This window comes from Streptomyces sp. NPDC001868, from assembly GCF_040297125.1.
Lineage (GTDB): Bacteria > Actinomycetota > Actinomycetes > Streptomycetales > Streptomycetaceae > Streptomyces.
Window position 1 is genome coordinate 22919 of sequence record NZ_JBEOYO010000034.1, and the last position, 14855, is coordinate 37773.

Annotated in this window: 11 protein-coding genes; 6 read left to right on the forward strand and 5 right to left on the reverse strand. The window is 70.6% G+C overall.

The window, feature by feature from the left end:
• Window positions 1-13: 13 nt before the first annotated feature.
• Together ABT147_RS31285 and hemB are read left to right on the forward strand one after the other, a co-directional pair.
• Window positions 14-919, forward strand: a complete 906-nt coding sequence (locus tag ABT147_RS31285) for a calcium-binding protein (RefSeq protein WP_351412366.1) — start codon at window positions 14-16, stop codon at window positions 917-919.
• A gap of 241 nt (window positions 920-1160) precedes the next feature.
• Window positions 1161-2153, forward strand: a complete 993-nt coding sequence (hemB, locus tag ABT147_RS31290) for a porphobilinogen synthase (protein WP_351412368.1) — start codon at window positions 1161-1163, stop codon at window positions 2151-2153.
• 39 nt (window positions 2154-2192) lie between these two features.
• On the opposite strand, the gene ABT147_RS31295 is transcribed toward hemB, so the two are convergent.
• Entirely contained in the window at window positions 2193-2918 is a 726-nt protein-coding gene (locus ABT147_RS31295) for a DUF4232 domain-containing protein (protein WP_351412371.1), read from the reverse strand.
• Between the two features lie 248 nt (window positions 2919-3166).
• On the opposite strand from ABT147_RS31295, the gene ABT147_RS31300 reads away from it, so the two are divergent.
• Together ABT147_RS31300 and ABT147_RS31305 are read left to right on the forward strand one after the other, a co-directional pair.
• Entirely contained in the window at window positions 3167-4582 is a 1416-nt protein-coding gene (locus ABT147_RS31300) for a helix-turn-helix domain-containing protein (protein WP_351412373.1), read from the forward strand.
• Window positions 4583-4743: 161 nt separating this feature from the next.
• On the forward strand, window positions 4744-5646 hold the full coding sequence (locus ABT147_RS31305; protein WP_351412375.1) for an SAM-dependent methyltransferase: 903 nt from the start codon (window positions 4744-4746) through the stop codon (window positions 5644-5646).
• Between the two features lie 126 nt (window positions 5647-5772).
• Here the strand turns inward: ABT147_RS31305 and ABT147_RS31310 are convergent, their stop codons facing one another.
• A complete protein-coding gene (locus ABT147_RS31310) occupies window positions 5773-6705 on the reverse strand; it encodes a phosphotransferase family protein (protein ID WP_351412378.1) in 933 nt (310 codons plus the stop codon).
• 129 nt (window positions 6706-6834) lie between these two features.
• On the opposite strand from ABT147_RS31310, the gene ABT147_RS31315 reads away from it, so the two are divergent.
• Window positions 6835-8130 carry an aminotransferase-like domain-containing protein gene (locus tag ABT147_RS31315; RefSeq protein WP_351412380.1) on the forward strand — a complete coding sequence of 432 codons (1296 nt, stop codon included), beginning with the start codon at window positions 6835-6837 and terminating at the stop codon, window positions 8128-8130.
• 109 nt (window positions 8131-8239) lie between these two features.
• Here the strand turns inward: ABT147_RS31315 and ABT147_RS31320 are convergent, their stop codons facing one another.
• Entirely contained in the window at window positions 8240-9046 is an 807-nt protein-coding gene (locus tag ABT147_RS31320) for a DUF4253 domain-containing protein (RefSeq protein WP_351412382.1), read from the reverse strand.
• A gap of 288 nt (window positions 9047-9334) precedes the next feature.
• The gene (gene argS / locus ABT147_RS31325) at window positions 9335-11107 is read right to left on the reverse strand and encodes an arginine--tRNA ligase (RefSeq protein WP_351412384.1); all 1773 of its coding nucleotides are present in this window, start codon (window positions 11105-11107) and stop codon (window positions 9335-9337) included.
• A gap of 531 nt (window positions 11108-11638) precedes the next feature.
• On the opposite strand from argS, the gene lysS reads away from it, so the two are divergent.
• Window positions 11639-13387, forward strand: coding sequence for a lysine--tRNA ligase (gene lysS, locus ABT147_RS31330; RefSeq protein WP_351412387.1), 1749 nt, complete (start codon window positions 11639-11641; stop codon window positions 13385-13387).
• Between the two features lie 69 nt (window positions 13388-13456).
• Here lysS and ABT147_RS31335 read toward each other — a convergent pair whose 3' ends face one another.
• Window positions 13457-14824, reverse strand: coding sequence for a DUF2637 domain-containing protein (locus tag ABT147_RS31335; protein WP_351412389.1), 1368 nt, complete (start codon window positions 14822-14824; stop codon window positions 13457-13459).
• Window positions 14825-14855: the final 31 nt, after the last annotated feature.

Consider the following 14855-nt stretch of genomic DNA (forward strand, 5'->3'; position numbering starts at 1 on the left):
GGACTACCTCTGTATGCGTACGTTACGGACGATCGCCGCCGCCACCGCTACCGCCGTCCTCGCGTTGGGGGGCGGGCTGCTGGCCGCGCCGGGCGCGCAGGCCGCCGCCGTGGGGCCGGCCACGCTGGTGCATGACGACGGTGAGCTCTGGTACAAGGCCGCGGCCGGGCAGGACAACCGGCTGACCGTCTCCGCGACGATCGAGGAGAGGAGCGAGTACGAGCTGTACCACGTCCTCACCTTCGACGACCGGGTCGAGATGGCCATCGAGGCGCGGGCGGCCGAGTGGGACGAGTGCGTGTACCCGTCGGCTGAGGACCGCACCGTCGTCCAGTGCAAGGTCGAGGTGGTCCTGGGCTCGGACGACTCGCCCATCTACAACGTCACCGTCCGGGACGGCGCCGACACGGTGACCATCCCCGCCGACAGCAAGAGTGCGGAAGCGACGATCTACGGAGGGCCCGGCAAGGACGTCCTCACCGACAACGGCTACTCGGCCGTCCTCTACGGCGAGGATGGGAACGACCGTCTCCACGGTGGTGGCGGGATGTGGGGCATGGGGCCGTTCGGGGGCAAGGGCGACGACACGATCAGCGGCTGCGCCCACGACTGTGCCGGGGGCGCCGGCAACGACTCCCTCACCGGGGACGGCGAGAACAACAACCTGTTCGGCGACTCCGGCAACGACGTCATCCTCGGCAAGCAGGGGCGCGACAACCTCCACGGTGGCACGGGCAACGACACGCTGCGCGGGGGTCGGGGCGCCGACAAGCTGTACGGGGAGCAGGGCGCCGACAGGCTCTGGGGGGACCAGGACAACGATGAGTTGTGGGGGAACAGCGGGAACGATGTGCTGTACGGGGGTGCGGGGGCGGACAAGTTGTCCGGGGGGCCCGGGCGGAACCAGGTGCGGCAGTAGGGACGAGGTGCGGCAGTAGGAGCCGGGTGCGGCAGTAGGGGGCGGTGACATTGCCCCGGGTTGTTCGGGGTTTCGCCTGAGAGCTCGGGGGGTCGGGTGTGTCGGCGGGTGCGGGCCCGGTGGGGCTTCTCGCGCAGTTCCCCGCGCTCCCGAAAGGAGGCCTGCGGCCCCTTTCGGGAGCGCCGTCCTCGCCGACGGGGCGTCGGCAAATGGGCTGTCGGGGCGGGCGTAGCGTAGGTGTATGTCGAAGTACGGATCGTTTCCCGGTACGCGGCCCCGCCGGCTTCGTACGACGCCTGTGATGCGGCGGATGGTGGCCGAGACGCGGCTGCATCCCGCGGACTTCATCCTGCCCGCGTTCGTGCGGGAGGGTGTGCGTGAGCCGGTGCCGATCTCGGCGATGCCGGGGGTCGTGCAGCACACACGGGACAGTCTGAAGAAGGCCGCCGTGGAGGCCGTCGAGGCCGGGGTCTCCGGGATCATGCTGTTCGGGGTGCCGGAGGACGAGAAGAAGGACGCGCTCGGGACGCCGGGGACCGACCCGGACGGGATTCTGCAGGTCGCCATCCGTGATGTGCGGGCCGAGGTCGGGGACGAACTGCTCGTGATGTCGGATCTGTGTCTCGACGAGACCACCGATCACGGGCACTGCGGAGTGCTCGATGATCAGGGGCGGGTCGACAACGACGCGACCCTGGAGCGGTACGCCGAGATGGCCCAGGTGCAGGCCGACGCCGGGGCGCATGTGGTCGGGCCCAGCGGGATGATGGACGGTCAGATCGGGGTCGTTCGTGATGCCCTTGACCAGATCGGGCGCGAGGACGTCGCCGTGCTGGCCTACACCGCCAAGTACGCGTCCGCCTTCTACGGGCCCTTCCGGGAGGCCGTCGGCTCCTCGTTGCGAGGCGACCGGAAGACGTATCAGCAGGATCCGGCGAACGTCCGGGAGTCGCTGCGGGAGCTAGCCCTCGATCTGGAGGAGGGCGCCGACATGGTGATGGTCAAGCCGGCCGGGCCCTACCTGGACGTCCTGGCGAAGGTCGCGGACTCCGTGGACGTGCCGGTCGCCGCGTACCAGATCTCCGGGGAGTACTCGATGGTCGAGGCCGCCGCGGAGAAGGGGTGGATCGACCGGGAACGGGCCATCCTGGAGACGCTGACCGGGATCAAGCGGGCCGGTGCGCAGAACATCCTCACGTACTGGGCCGTCGAGGCGGCTCGCATGTTGCGCTGAGCCCGGCCCAGTACCTCAGTGGTTCGGTACCTCAGTGGTTCAGTACTGGAGGGCGTCTTCCGCGTTCGACTGCCAGTACGTGACGGCCACGGAGTTGTCGACGTAGACGCCCTTGGCCGGCAGGGCGGGGGACGCGGGGGCGCCGGCGTCGCTGCCGTACTCGCGGTCCTGGAAGTGGATGACGACCTTCTTCTCCGTCGTGCCCTTGCCGCCGCTGCCGTCGGCGGACGAGAGCACGACGCCCGCGTAGCCGGACTCGCCGGGGGCCAGAGTGACCACCGCCTGCGGCTGGGAGTCCTCGATCACGCGCGGCGCCGACTGGGCCTCGCCGAACCGCACCGAGGGGTTGAAGTAGAGGTCGCAGACCTTCGAACCGGTGTTCTTGACGGTGATCAGCAGGTGGTTGATCGGGCGGGACACCGGCTGCGCGGTGACGGTGGTGCGGGAGCCGTTGCAGGTGACGCGGTTGGCGGGGTCGAAGGGGTCGGAGGGGTCGGAGGAGTTCGAGGGGTCGGACGGGTCGGACGGGGCCGGGGTCTCGTTGATCGATGCGTTCTTGTCGGTGTTGCTACCGCCGCTCGTGCCGCCGCTCGTGCCGGTGGTCTGTTCGGTCGAGGTGGAGCCGCCCGCCGCGCCCTCGTCCCTCGCGCCCATGCCGTTGTCGCACGCGGTGAGGGCGAGGGCGGCGAGGGCTGCTCCGGTCGCGGCCAGCAGACGGGCGGGGCGGGCGACTCGGGTGGGGCGAGTGGTGCGGAACGTACGCATGAGGGATCCCTTTCGGACAAAGCCGGTTGAGAAGGCTGAGAACAAGTGGTCGAAGCAGTGCCGCTCGACCGGTCTGCCGGGAGCGGCGTGCTTGGATGACCACAGCTTGTGGGGTGATCCGTCCCGGCCGCCACAGCCGACGGACGATCAGGGACGCTGGAACGCCCACACCGGCTTTGAACTGCGGAAACGTCCCTTCCCTGGAACACGGAACGGGACGTGACGGGCGTGAGGGGACGGAGGAAGACGTGTCGGGGAGCGGTACCGCGAACGGCCTGGGGGCCGATTTCGCTGAGCTGCTGCGGGGGTTGAAGGAGCGCTCCGGGCTGAGTTACGGGGTGCTCGCCAAGCGGCTCCACATGAGTACGTCGACGCTTCACCGGTACTGCAACGGGGATGCCGTACCGGCGGACTACGCCCCCGTCGAGCGGCTGGCCCGGCTCTGCAAGGCGTCCCCGGAGGAGTTGGTCGAGCTCCACCGGACGTGGGTGCTCGCGGACGCGGTGCGGCGGCGCAAGGGGGGTGACTCCGGCCGGGCGGACGAGAGGACGGCTGAGAGGGCGGTCGAGGGGGCGGCTGCGGATGCCGGGGACGAGCCGGGTTCGGGTTCGGGTTCGGCGGAGCGGTCCGTTCCAGAGACGGTGATCGGGGGTGTGGCAGTCGGTGGGTCCGGGGAGCGGGTGCCCGCGCGGCGGCGTACACGGGTCGCGCTGGTCGCCGGGCTGGCCGTAGCAGCCGTGCTCGGCGCGGTGACGCTCGCCGTGAGTCTGCCGTCCGGTGGGGACGAGGACGGGGCCGCGCGCAGGGCCGGGGACACGTCCGTCGGGGACGGTGGTGCGGAGCGGGCGCGCGAGAACTCCCCGTCGCCGTCCGGTGTTTCGCCTTCCGTGTCCCCGAGCGAGTCGGGTGGCAAGGGCAAGAAGGGGACCGGCAAGGAGGCCGGGGCCTCGGCCACCGCCACCCCGGCCGGTGCCGGTGGCGCGGGCGGGGGCGGCGAGGACGCGTCCCTCCCGGTGCCGCTGCACGTGAAGGTGGAGCCGTACACCTGGGAGAGCCCCTGCTCCCAGCGGTATCTGGTCGACCGGCCTCCGACGCAGGTCGCGGAGCCGCCGGGGGAGCCGGGCGCGGCGGGCTGGGTGTCGGCGCAGGGCGCCGTGTCGTCGGGGCAGCAGTTTCTGACGCTCTCCTTGCAGGGCGCCGGGGAGGAGACCGTGATCGTACGGAGCCTCAAGGTCAAGACGGCCGGCAAGCAGTCGCCGCTCGCCTGGAACGACTACGCCATGGCGTACCCGGGTGTCGGCTGCGGGGCCGGTGTCCCGACCCGGTCCTTCACCATCGCCCTCGACGCCGCGCGCCCCGCCGTGCAGCCCAAGGCGGGCAGCAAGGACTTCCCGTACTCCGTCAGCGAGTCCGACCCGGAGACCTACTACATCACCGCCGACGCCTCGGCGTACTACGTCAGTTGGTACCTGGAACTGGAGTGGACCAGCGGTGGCCGCAGCGGCACGCTGACCTTGGACGACAACGGTCAGCCGTTCCGTACGAGCGGCAACAACGGGCGTCCGGCGTACGAGTTTCCGCTCGGCGGGTCGAAGTGGGTCCCGGAGGGGACGACGCTGGGCGGGAGTGACAGTGGTAGTGGCAGTGAGGGCGAGGAGGGGTAGTCAACCTCCGCTCGGATGGTGGTAGTTGGGGGCCGGACGGTGGTGGTCGGTGGCCGTCCGGGCGGTGGTGGGCGGTGGGCATCCGTATCCGGGCGGCGGCAACTCTCGCTGAGGGTTAGGTTTTTGGGCAATCAATGACTCAACTCTCCAGGGAGAGCCTCATGGCCGGTGACGCGCTCAGCCAGGACCCCGCCGAACTGCGGAAGCGGATCGACACCACCAAGGCGCACCCGGCACGGGTCTACGACGTCTTCCTCGGCGGCAAGGACAACTACGCCGTGGACCGGGAGGCCGCCGGTGCCGCGCTGGCGGCCAATCCGCGCGGCTATCTCGACGTGCGGCACAACCGGGACTTCATGCGCCGTGCGGTGACCACGCTCGTCAAGGACGAGGGCATCCGGCAGTTCCTCGACATCGGCACCGGGCTGCCGACCGCCGAGAACGTCCACCAGATCGCGCAGGAGATCGTCCCCGGCTCCCGGGTCGTGTACGTCGACAACGACCCGGTGGTGCTCGCCCACGCGCGCGCGTTGCTCACCAGCGGGCCCCAGGGGGCCACGGACTACATCGACGCCGACCTCAAGACGCCGGAGCGGATCCTCGAAGCGGCCGCGAAGACGCTCGACTTCGACCAGCCGATCGCGTTGTGCCTGGTGGCGATCCTGCATTTCGTGGAGGACGACGAGGCGTACCCCGTGGTCCGGGAGCTGGTGGAGGCGTTGCCCGCCGGGAGCCGGCTGGTCCTCAGCCATCTGACCGAGGACCTCAACCCGGCGAACATCCGTGCGGTCCAGGAGACTTACACCAAGCGGGGGTTCACCTTCGTGCTGCGGTCCAAGGACGAGGTCGCTCGCTTCTTCTCGGAGAGCGGGCTCGTGGTGGACGCGCCCGGGGTGGTGCCGGCGCACCACTGGCGGTTCGAGGGTGGTGCGCCGGTGCCTCCGGCGGTGGAGCCGCATGTGTTGGCCGGGATGGACGACATCGAGCGGGTTCGGTACCGGGACATCAATGACGTGACCGATGCGGACATCAATGTGTATGCGGCGGTGGGGCGTAAGGGGTAGAGGGGGCTGCTCGGTTGGTTGTCGGGTGCGGGTGGGTGGGGGCTGGTCGCGCAGTTCCCCGCGCCCCTGAAGGGAGGGCTGCGCCCCCCTTCAGTCCCCATCGCTTCAGCCCCCATCGCCCTTCCGTCATCCTCCTGTGCCGAACCAAGTCTCCGCCAGTGCGTCGAAGTTCTGGCTGGGTGGGGCGGGCAGGCTGCGTAGGTACCAGTTCAGGTCGCTGTAGACGTGCAGGAGGGTGTAGGCCATCAGCTCGCGGGGGGCGAACGGGGGCTGGCCGTATGCCTCGTAGAAGAGTTTCAGGAGGGTGGGGTCGGCTCGGGTGAGGAAGAGGCCGACGCTGACGAAGTCGTAGGCGGGGTCGCCGACCATGGCCGGTTCGAAGTCGAACAGGCCGGTGAGGCGCCAGCCGTCCTGCGGGTCGACGGTCAGGTGGTCGCGCATGAACTCGGTGTGCAGGAGGACCGGGCGGCGCGGGGCGGGCAGCGGGACGGAGCGGAGGAAGTCCGGGATCTGTTCCAGCCAGGGGCCCGTGAGCCCGCCGATCTGCTGCTGCTCGACCGCCGCCGCGCGCTGAGCGGCGATGAACCTGCCCCAGTCCGGCGGCCCGGTGAGCGGGATGACCGGGGTGGCGTCCAGGGCGTGCAGGGCGGCGAGGCCCTCGGCGGCCTCGGCGACGATACGTTCCTGGTCGGGCCGGGGGATCCGGGGCCAGGCCTCGTTGAGGTCCTCGCCGGGCAGCCGGGACATCAGCACATAGCGCCAGCCGTTCTTGTACTGGTCGGCCGAGTGCAGCCTGGGTGTGGGGATGGGAAGTTTGCCCCACAGTATCGACAGCAGCCGGGCTTCCCGGACGGCTTCCGCCGCTTCGAAACCCGGATACAGCTTGAGGACGAGGGCATCGCCGACGGCGTACACCGGCAGCGAGCCCTCGGGGAAACGTACGATTCGCGCACCTGCGAGACCGAGCTGACCACAGAGATCCTGGGCAGCAGGTCGCAGCAGCGCCTCGTCGCCGACGACTTCTTCCAACTCGTCGTTCGTGTCCACGCTGGGCAGCATGGGCGGCAGCCTAGGGGGTGCGGAGGACGGTCCGCATCGCGAAATTGGTGGATGTAGGGGGCACGCATCTGGCTAGGGTGCGGGCAGGGGCGGGGTCCTGCCGTCCGGGAGTGGCGAGGGAGCCGAGGGATGGGTGCCGTGGATGCCGTGCGGGCCGCGTATGACGTGGGGTTTGTCGTAGAAACGGGGGACGGGGGCGGTTCGGGGAGCGGGGCCGCGGTGGGTGCGGGGGCGGCAGTGCCCGGCTTCGCCGAGCGGGTCGCGGCCGTCGGGGGTTCCCCCGTTCGGGACATCCTCGCCGTCACCTCACGTCCCCAAGTCGTCAACTTCGCGGGTGGATTGCCCGCGCCGGAGCTGTTCGACACGGAGGGGATAGCGGCCGCCTACCGCGATGTGCTCGCCGAGTCCGCGGGGCGCGCCCTGCAGTACGCGACGACTGAGGGCGAGCCGGCGCTCCGGGCGGCGCTCGCGGCGCGGTACGGGGCGCGCGGGCTGGAGACCGGCGCGGACGGGGTGCTCGTCACCACCGGATCGCAGCAGGCGCTGTCGCTGCTCGCCACCGCGCTGCTGGAGCCGGGGGACGTGGTGTTGGTCGAGGACCCGTGCTATCTGGCGGCACTCCAGGCGTTCCGGTTCGCGGGGGCGCGGGTGGTGGCCGTGCCGGGCGACGAGCACGGGGTGGACCCGGCGGCGCTGGTGGAACTGGTGGTACGGCACCGGCCCAAGCTCTTCTACACCGTCCCCACCTTCCAGAACCCGACCGGGCGCACGCTCCCCGCCGAGCGGAGGGCGGCCGTCGCCTCCGTCGCCGCCCGGCGCGGACTGTGGATCGTCGAGGACGACCCGTACGGCGAACTCCGCTTCGAGGGCGAGCGGGTGCCGTGGATCGCCTCGTACCCGGGTGCCGAGGACCGTACGGCGCTGCTGGGCTCCTTCTCCAAGGTGATGGCGCCCGGGATGCGGCTGGGCTGGCTGCGCGCGCCGGCTGGACTGCGCCGGGCGTGCGCGGTCGCCAAGCAGGCGGCCGATCTGCACACCCCGACCGTCAACCAGCTCGCCGCGGCCCGCTATCTCGCCGACCGCGACCTGGACGCCCATGTCGTCCGGGTCGCCGCCGCCTACCGCGAGCGCCGCGACACCATGCTCGACGGCCTCGCCGAAGCCCTCCCCGAGGGCTCCACCTGGAACCGCCCCGAGGGCGGCATGTTCCTCTGGGCCCGCCTCCCCTCCTCCTACGACACCGGCGCCCTCCTGCCGCGCGTCGTCGAGCAGGACGTGGCGTACGTGCCGGGCGCGCCCTTCTACGCCGGTGAACCGGACCGGGCGACGCTGCGGCTGTGCTTCGTGACGCAGACGCCGGGGGAGATCCGGGAGGGGCTGCGGAGGCTGGGGGAGGGGTTGCGGGCGGCGGGGGAAGCGGGTTGATGCGTGGCAAGGGGAGCGGGTTGACGCGTGGCTGGGGGCTGGCGTGCGGCTGGGGGCTGGCGTGCGGCTGGGGGCCGGCGCGTGGCTGCGGGCCGACCCTTGGCCGCGGTCAGTCCCACCAGAAGGACCACATGTGTTCGCCGATGAGGGTGCGGGCGTAGGTGCGGAGGGTGCCGTCGGTGGTGCCCTGGGACACGTTGTCCGGGCAGAACGCGAAGTGCTCGGCGGCCACCGACTCCGCCTCGGCCGGGGTGGTGGGGGGTGCCGCCACCGAGACCACCAACTGGGCGAAGTTCAGGGCCACGACGCGTATGCCGAAGCGGTCCTCCCAGGAGCGCAGGACCGCGCTCAGCCGGGCCACGTCCCGTTCGTGGTTCATCGCGCCCGCCCAGCCGATGGCCGCCGGGATGTCCGCGCTGCGGCGGGCGGGGACCAGGGCGAGGCGGGGGTCCTTGACCCGGGAGGGGTCGCTTGCCAGGGCGTCGGCGGTCTGGGCGGCGAGGGTGTCCGGGTCGGTGCCGGACGCTTCGGAGACAGGGGTGGCGGTGAGGCCGGGCCACTCGCCGTCTTCCTGGGCCGCGCACGCCTCCCAGAACTCGGCCAGGACCTCTTCGGCGTCGTGATCCCCGGGATACGACGTCTCGCCCGGCGCCAACTCCCAGTCCTGTGGGCCGCCTTGGCTGCCGCCGACGTCGAGCAGCACCGGCAGGAGTCCCGCGGTGCGGCGTGCGGGATCGGCGGTGGTCCAGACGCCGAGGGTGGCCGGGGTGTCCGCGCACCACAGCAGGGGCTCGTGCCAGGGGCCGTTGTCCGTCGTGTCTATCAGGCGGCCGGGCGGAAGCGGGAGTTCCAGGCCGAGTGTGTGTCCGCTTGGGTCGGCGGCCAGTTTGGGGAGCGGGTTGGGAAGTGTCGCCATGGGGGTGACTGTAAGGGGAGGGACTGACAGCGGGGGGTGTGTGACCGGTGCCTATGAGCTCGGGGGTGCGGGTCCGTTGGCGGGTGCGGGTTCGGTGCGGCTTCTCGCGCAGTTCCCCGCGCCCCTGAAAAGCAGGGGCTGCGCCCCGTGCTTTTCAGGCCGCAGCCCCGGTGCCGTTCAGGCCCGCAGGGGCCTGAAGCTTTTAGGGGCGCGGGGAACTGCGCGAGCAACCCCCACTCACCCGCAGTCGCCAACGAGCCCTGCCCCCCGGCCGGTTGGGCGGTCGGGTCAGAGCTTGTCGGGGGTCCTGATGCCCAGGAGGGCCATGCCCCGGTGCAGGGTGCGGGCTGTCAGGTCGACGAGGAACAGGCGGTTTTCCGTCTGGGCCGGGGTGTCGGCCTTCAGAACCGGGCACTGGTCGTAGAACGTGGTCAGCAGGGTCGCCAGCTTGAAGAGGTACGCGGCGAGCTTGTGCGGCTCGTACGACTCCGCGACCTCGGCCAGGGTCTCGCCGAACTGGTCCAGGTGCAGGCCCAGCGCCCGCTCCGCCGGGGCCAGTTCCAGCTCCGGGTGTGCGGTGGGGGCGGCGGACTCGCCCGCCTTGCGGAGGATCGACTGGATACGGGCGTACGCGTACTGGAGGTACACCGAGGTGTCGCCGTTCAGCGAGACCATCTGGTCCAGGTCGAACTTGTAGTCCCGTACGGCGGAGGTCGACAGGTCGGCGTACTTCACCGCGCCGACGCCGACGTACCGGCCGTTCTCGACGATCTCCTGTTCCGACAGGCCCACCTTCTCGGCCTTCTCCCGGACGACGGCCGTGGCGCGGTCGATCGCCTCGTCGAGCAGGTCGACCAGGCGGATCGTCTCGCCCTCACGGGTCTTGAACGGCTTGCCGTCCTTGCCGAGGACCGTGCCGAACGCGAGCTGGAACGCCTTGACGTCCTCGTCGTTCAGCCAGCCCGCCCTGCGCGCGGTCTCGAAGACCATCTTGAAGTGCAGGGACTGGCGGGCGTCCACGACGTAGAGGAGGGAGTTCGCCTTGAGGTTGAAGACGCGGTCCCTGATCGCGGAGAGGTCGGTGGCCGCGTAGCCGTAGCCGCCGTCCGACTTCTTGACGATCAGGGGGACCGGGTTGCCGTCCGGGCCCTTGACGTCGTCGAAGAAGACACAGAGGGCGCCCTCGGAGCGGACCGCGACGCCCGACTCCTCCAGGAGGCGGCACGTCTCGTCCAGCATGTCGTTGTAGCCCGACTCGCCGACGATGTCCGCGTCCCGGATCTCCATGTCCAGCTTCTCGAAGACGGAGAAGAAGTAGATCTTCGACTCGTCGACGAACTTCTGCCAGGTGGCGAGGGTGTGCGGGTCGCCGGCCTGGAGGTCGACCACCCGGCGGCGGGCCCGCGTCTTGAACTCCTCGTCGGAGTCGAACAGCTTCCGGGCGGCCTTGTAGAGGCGGTCGAGGTTCGACATCGCCTCCTCGCCGCTGATCTGGGCGTCCTTGTGGTCCAGCTCGTGCGGGTGCTCGTCCAGGTACTGGATGAGCATGCCGAACTGGGTGCCCCAGTCGCCGATGTGGTGCCTGCGGACCACGTTCTCGCCGGTGAACTCCAGGATCTGGACCACCGCGTCGCCGATCACGGCGGAGCGGAGGTGGCCGACGTGCATCTCCTTCGCCACGTTCGGCTGGGCGTAGTCGATGACCGTCGTGCCCGGGTGCGTGGTGAGGGGCACGCCGAGACGGTTCTCCGTGTCGGCGTAGCGCTCCGCGAGGTTCTGGGTGATCGCCTTGTCGGTGAGGGTGATGTTCAGGAAGCCGGGGCCGGAGACCTCGATCTCCTTGATCAGCTCGCCGGACTCCACCTGGGCGACGACCTGGGTGGCCAGCTCCCTGGGGTTCGCCTTCGCCTTCTTCGCGAGGGCGAGGATTCCGTTGGCCTGGTAGTCCGCACGGTCGCTGCGTCGCAGCAGCGGCTCCGCGTCCGCGGTCGGCAGGGTGGCCGAGAGGGCGGTCGTCAGGCGCTGGTTGACGGAGGCGGTGAGGGACGTGACCGGAGCCATCAGGGGGAGCCGTTCTCCTCGGGGTACGGGTGGATGTCGTCAGTATCCCATGGGGGGTGAAGCGGTTTTTTCTGGTGACCGGGCGCCTGAGGGGGTGGGGGGTGCGGGTTCGTTGGCGGGTGCGGGTCCGGTGGGGCTTCTCGCGCAGTTCCCCGCGCCCCTGAAAAGCAGGGGCTGCGCCCCGTGCTTTTCAGACCCGCAGCCCGGCGCGTTTCAGACCCGCAGCCCCGTCGCGTTTCAGGCCGGCAGCCCCGTCGCGTTTCAAGGTCCCGGGCCCGTCGCCTTTCAGGCCCGCAGCCCCGGTGCCATCCAGGCCGGGCGGGGCCGTGGTCTTTCAGGCCCGGAGGGGCCTGAGGTTTTTAGGGGCGCGGGGAACTGCGCGGGAAGCCCCACGTACCCGCACCCGCCGATGAACCGCACCCCCGAGTTAATAGGCGCCCGGTTCGACCCGCGGAGTGCGAGGCTGGGAGAATGGGGCCGTCGGCCGGGGACCGTACCGGCGGCCATGGACAACCTTCAGAAAAAGAGGACGTGCCGATCGTGGCTCAGAGCACCGAGACCACCGACTGGGTCTCCCGTTTCGCGGATGAGGTCATCGAGGAGTCGGAGCGTCGGGCCCCGGGCAAACCGGTCGTCGTCGCGTCCGGACTCTCCCCCTCCGGCCCGATCCACCTCGGCAACCTCCGCGAGGTCATGACCCCGCACCTCGTCGCCGACGAGATCCGCCGCCGGGGACACCAGGTCCGGCATCTGATCTCCTGGGACGACTACGACCGGTACCGCAAGGTCCCGGCCGGCATCGACGGCGTCGACGGCTCCTGGGCCGAGCACATCGGCAAGCCGCTGACCTCCGTGCCCGCCCCCACGGGCTCCGCCCACCCCAACTGGGCCGAGCACTTCAAGGCGGCGATGACCGGCGCGCTCGCCGAGATGGGCGTCGAGTTCGACGGGATCAGCCAGACCGCGCAGTACACCTCCGGCGTGTACCGCGAGCAGATCCTGCACGCGATGAAGCACCGCGGTGACATCGACGCGATCCTCGACCAGTACCGCACCAAGAAGGCCCCGGCAGGCTCGGCGAAGAAGCAGCAGAAGCCGGTGGACGAGGCGGAGATCGAGGCCGCCGAGGGCTCCGGGGCCGCCGCTGAGGACGACGGCAGCTCCGGCACCGCCGGGTACTTCCCGTACAAGCCCTACTGCGGCGAGTGCGGCAAGGACCTCACCACCGTCACCGCCTACGACGACGACACCACCGAGCTGACCTACACCTGCACCGCCTGCGGCTTCTCCGAGACCGTCGCGCTGAACGAGTTCAACCGCGGCAAGCTCGTCTGGAAGGTCGACTGGCCGATGCGGTGGGCGTACGAGGGTGTCGTGTTCGAGCCGAGCGGGGTCGACCACTCCTCCCCCGGTTCGTCCTTCCAGGTCGGCGGGCAGATTGTCGGGATCTTCGGTGGGCAGCAGCCCATCGGGCCGATGTACGCCTTCGTCGGTATCTCCGGCATGGCGAAGATGTCCTCGTCCAAGGGCGGCGTGCCGACGCCCGCCGACGCGCTGAAGATCATGGAGCCGCAGCTCCTGCGCTGGCTCTACGCCCGCCGCCGGCCCAACCAGTCGTTCAAGATCGCCTTCGACCAGGAGATCCAGCGGCTCTACGACGAGTGGGACAAGCTCGACGCGAAGGTGGCGGAAGGCGCCGCGCTGCCGGCCGACGTCGCCGCGCACTCCCGCGCGGTGCGTACGGCCGCCGGTGAGCTGCCCCGTACGCCCCGCCCGATGCCGTACCGGACCCTCGCGTCCGTCGCCGACATCACCGCGGGCGCCGAGGACCAGACCCTGCGCATCCTCAGCGAACTCGACCCCACCGACCCGCTGTCCGGCCTCGACGAGGTACGGCCCCGGCTCGACAAGGCCGAGGCCTGGATCAACACCCACGTCCCCGCCGACCAGCGGACCATCGTGCGCGAGGAGGCCGACGCCGAGCTGCTGAAGTCCCTCGACGAGCCGTCCCGGCAGTCGCTGCGGCTGCTGCTCGACGGACTCGCCGAGCACTGGTCGCTCGACGGGCTCACGCATCTCGTCTACGGCGTGCCCAAGGTGCAGGCCGGGTTCCCGGCGGACGCCACGCCCAAGGAGCTGCCGGCGGAGATCAAGACCGCCCAGCGCACGTTCTTCGCGCTGCTGTACCACCTGCTCGTCGGGCGTGACACCGGTCCGCGTCTGCCCACGCTGCTGCTCGCGGTGGGACAGGAGCGGGTGCGGGTGCTGCTCGGGGAGTAGCGCCGACGGAGTACGAGAAGGGGGCGCCCGGTTTTCACCGGGCGCCCCCATCGTCGTACGTACGCCGGGTCAGGCTATGTGGTCGTCCTCCAGCTCCGCGGTGTGGCGGTTCTGGAAGCGCAGCACCATGCGCTTGGCCTCGGCGTCCAGGACGGAGACGCCGTAGGTCATCTCGATGTTGTCGCTGAACTCGCGGGGGGTCGGGTAGCCACTGCCGGGGCTTATCGACTGCTTGAAGACCTGGTAGTACGACTCCTCGTCCGGGGCGGCGGGTTCCGGGGTGCCGCCGCCCTCGCCCAGCTCGCGGGTGCGGCCGGGGCCGGCCGGGATGGGGAAGCTGCCGGTCTCCTCACCGGAGGGTTCCGGGGACTGGAGTTCGGGGGCCTCGAACTGTTGCTGCTGGAAGCGGGGGTCCCGGGGGTCCGGCTCGAACTGCTGGTACTGCTGATACTGCTGGTACTGGTCCGGGGCCTGGTCCTCGTACCACTCGCCGTACTGTTCCTCGGGCTCGTACGAGGGGTCGTAGCCGCCCTGGTAGGGGACCTCCTGGGGAGGGCGGGCGTGGAGCCAGGGGCTTTCGTCCGGGGCGGGGGCCTCGGCCTCCGGGGTCCGCTCCTCGTACTCGGCGGTCTCCGGCTGCTGCTCGGTGGGGGTGCTCTCCAACTGGGGGCGCTGCTCGCTGGCAGGTGCCGCTTTCTGTGGGACGGGCGCCGCCCCAGCGGCACGATTGCCCGCAGCTATGTCGACCTGAGTGACCGGCGGGAGCAGGGCCGGTTCTATGCCCGCCGCTGCCAAGCCCGCCGGGGCCGTTTCCGCCAGGGGGACGCCGTAGCGGGCGAGCCTCAGCGGCATCAGGGATTCCACCGGGGCCTTGCGGCGCCAGGATCGGCCGAAGCGGGAGCGGAGGCGGGCCTGGTAGACGAGACGTTCCTGCTCCAGCTTGATGACCTGCTCGTAGGAGCGCAGCTCCCAGAGCTTCATCCGGCGCCAGAGGAGAAAGGTGGGGACGGGGGAGAGGACCCAGCGGGTGAGGCGGACGCCTTCCATGTGCTTGTCGGCGGTGATGTCGGCGATGCGGCCGACCGCGTGCCGGGCCGCCTCGACCGAGACGACGAACAGGATCGGGATCACCGAGTGCATGCCGACGCCCAGCGGGTCCGGCCAGGCCGCCGCGCCGTTGAACGCGATCGTCGCCGCCGTCAGCAGCCACGCCGTCTGGCGGAGCAGCGGGAAGGGGATACGGATCCAGGTCAGGAGGAGGTCCAGGGCCAGCAGGACGCAGATGCCGGCGTCGATGCCGATCGGGAAGACGTAGCTGAAGTTCCCGAAGCCCTTCTGGAGGGCGAGCTCCCGTACCGCCGCGTACGAACCCGCGAAGCCGATCCCGGCGATGATGACGGCGCCGAACACGACCACGCCGATGAGAACGCGGTGCATGCGAGTCAGCTGGATTGGCGCGGACACCCGT

Bases quoted from the DNA above. Each gene is read 5' to 3' on its own strand.
- ABT147_RS31285 (WP_351412366.1), top strand. From the start codon at position 14: ATGCGTACGTTACGGACGATCGCCGCCGCCACCGCTACCGCCGTCCTC.
- hemB (WP_351412368.1), top strand. From the start codon at position 1,161: ATGTCGAAGTACGGATCGTTTCCCGGTACGCGGCCCCGCCGGCTTCGT.
- ABT147_RS31295 (WP_351412371.1), bottom strand. From the start codon at position 2,918: ATGCGTACGTTCCGCACCACTCGCCCCACCCGAGTCGCCCGCCCCGCC.
- ABT147_RS31305 (WP_351412375.1), top strand. From the start codon at position 4,744: ATGGCCGGTGACGCGCTCAGCCAGGACCCCGCCGAACTGCGGAAGCGG.
- ABT147_RS31310 (WP_351412378.1), bottom strand. From the start codon at position 6,705: ATGCTGCCCAGCGTGGACACGAACGACGAGTTGGAAGAAGTCGTCGGC.
- ABT147_RS31315 (WP_351412380.1), top strand. From the start codon at position 6,835: ATGGGTGCCGTGGATGCCGTGCGGGCCGCGTATGACGTGGGGTTTGTC.
- ABT147_RS31320 (WP_351412382.1), bottom strand. From the start codon at position 9,046: ATGGCGACACTTCCCAACCCGCTCCCCAAACTGGCCGCCGACCCAAGC.
- argS (WP_351412384.1), bottom strand. From the start codon at position 11,107: ATGGCTCCGGTCACGTCCCTCACCGCCTCCGTCAACCAGCGCCTGACG.
- ABT147_RS31335 (WP_351412389.1), bottom strand. From the start codon at position 14,824: ATGCACCGCGTTCTCATCGGCGTGGTCGTGTTCGGCGCCGTCATCATC.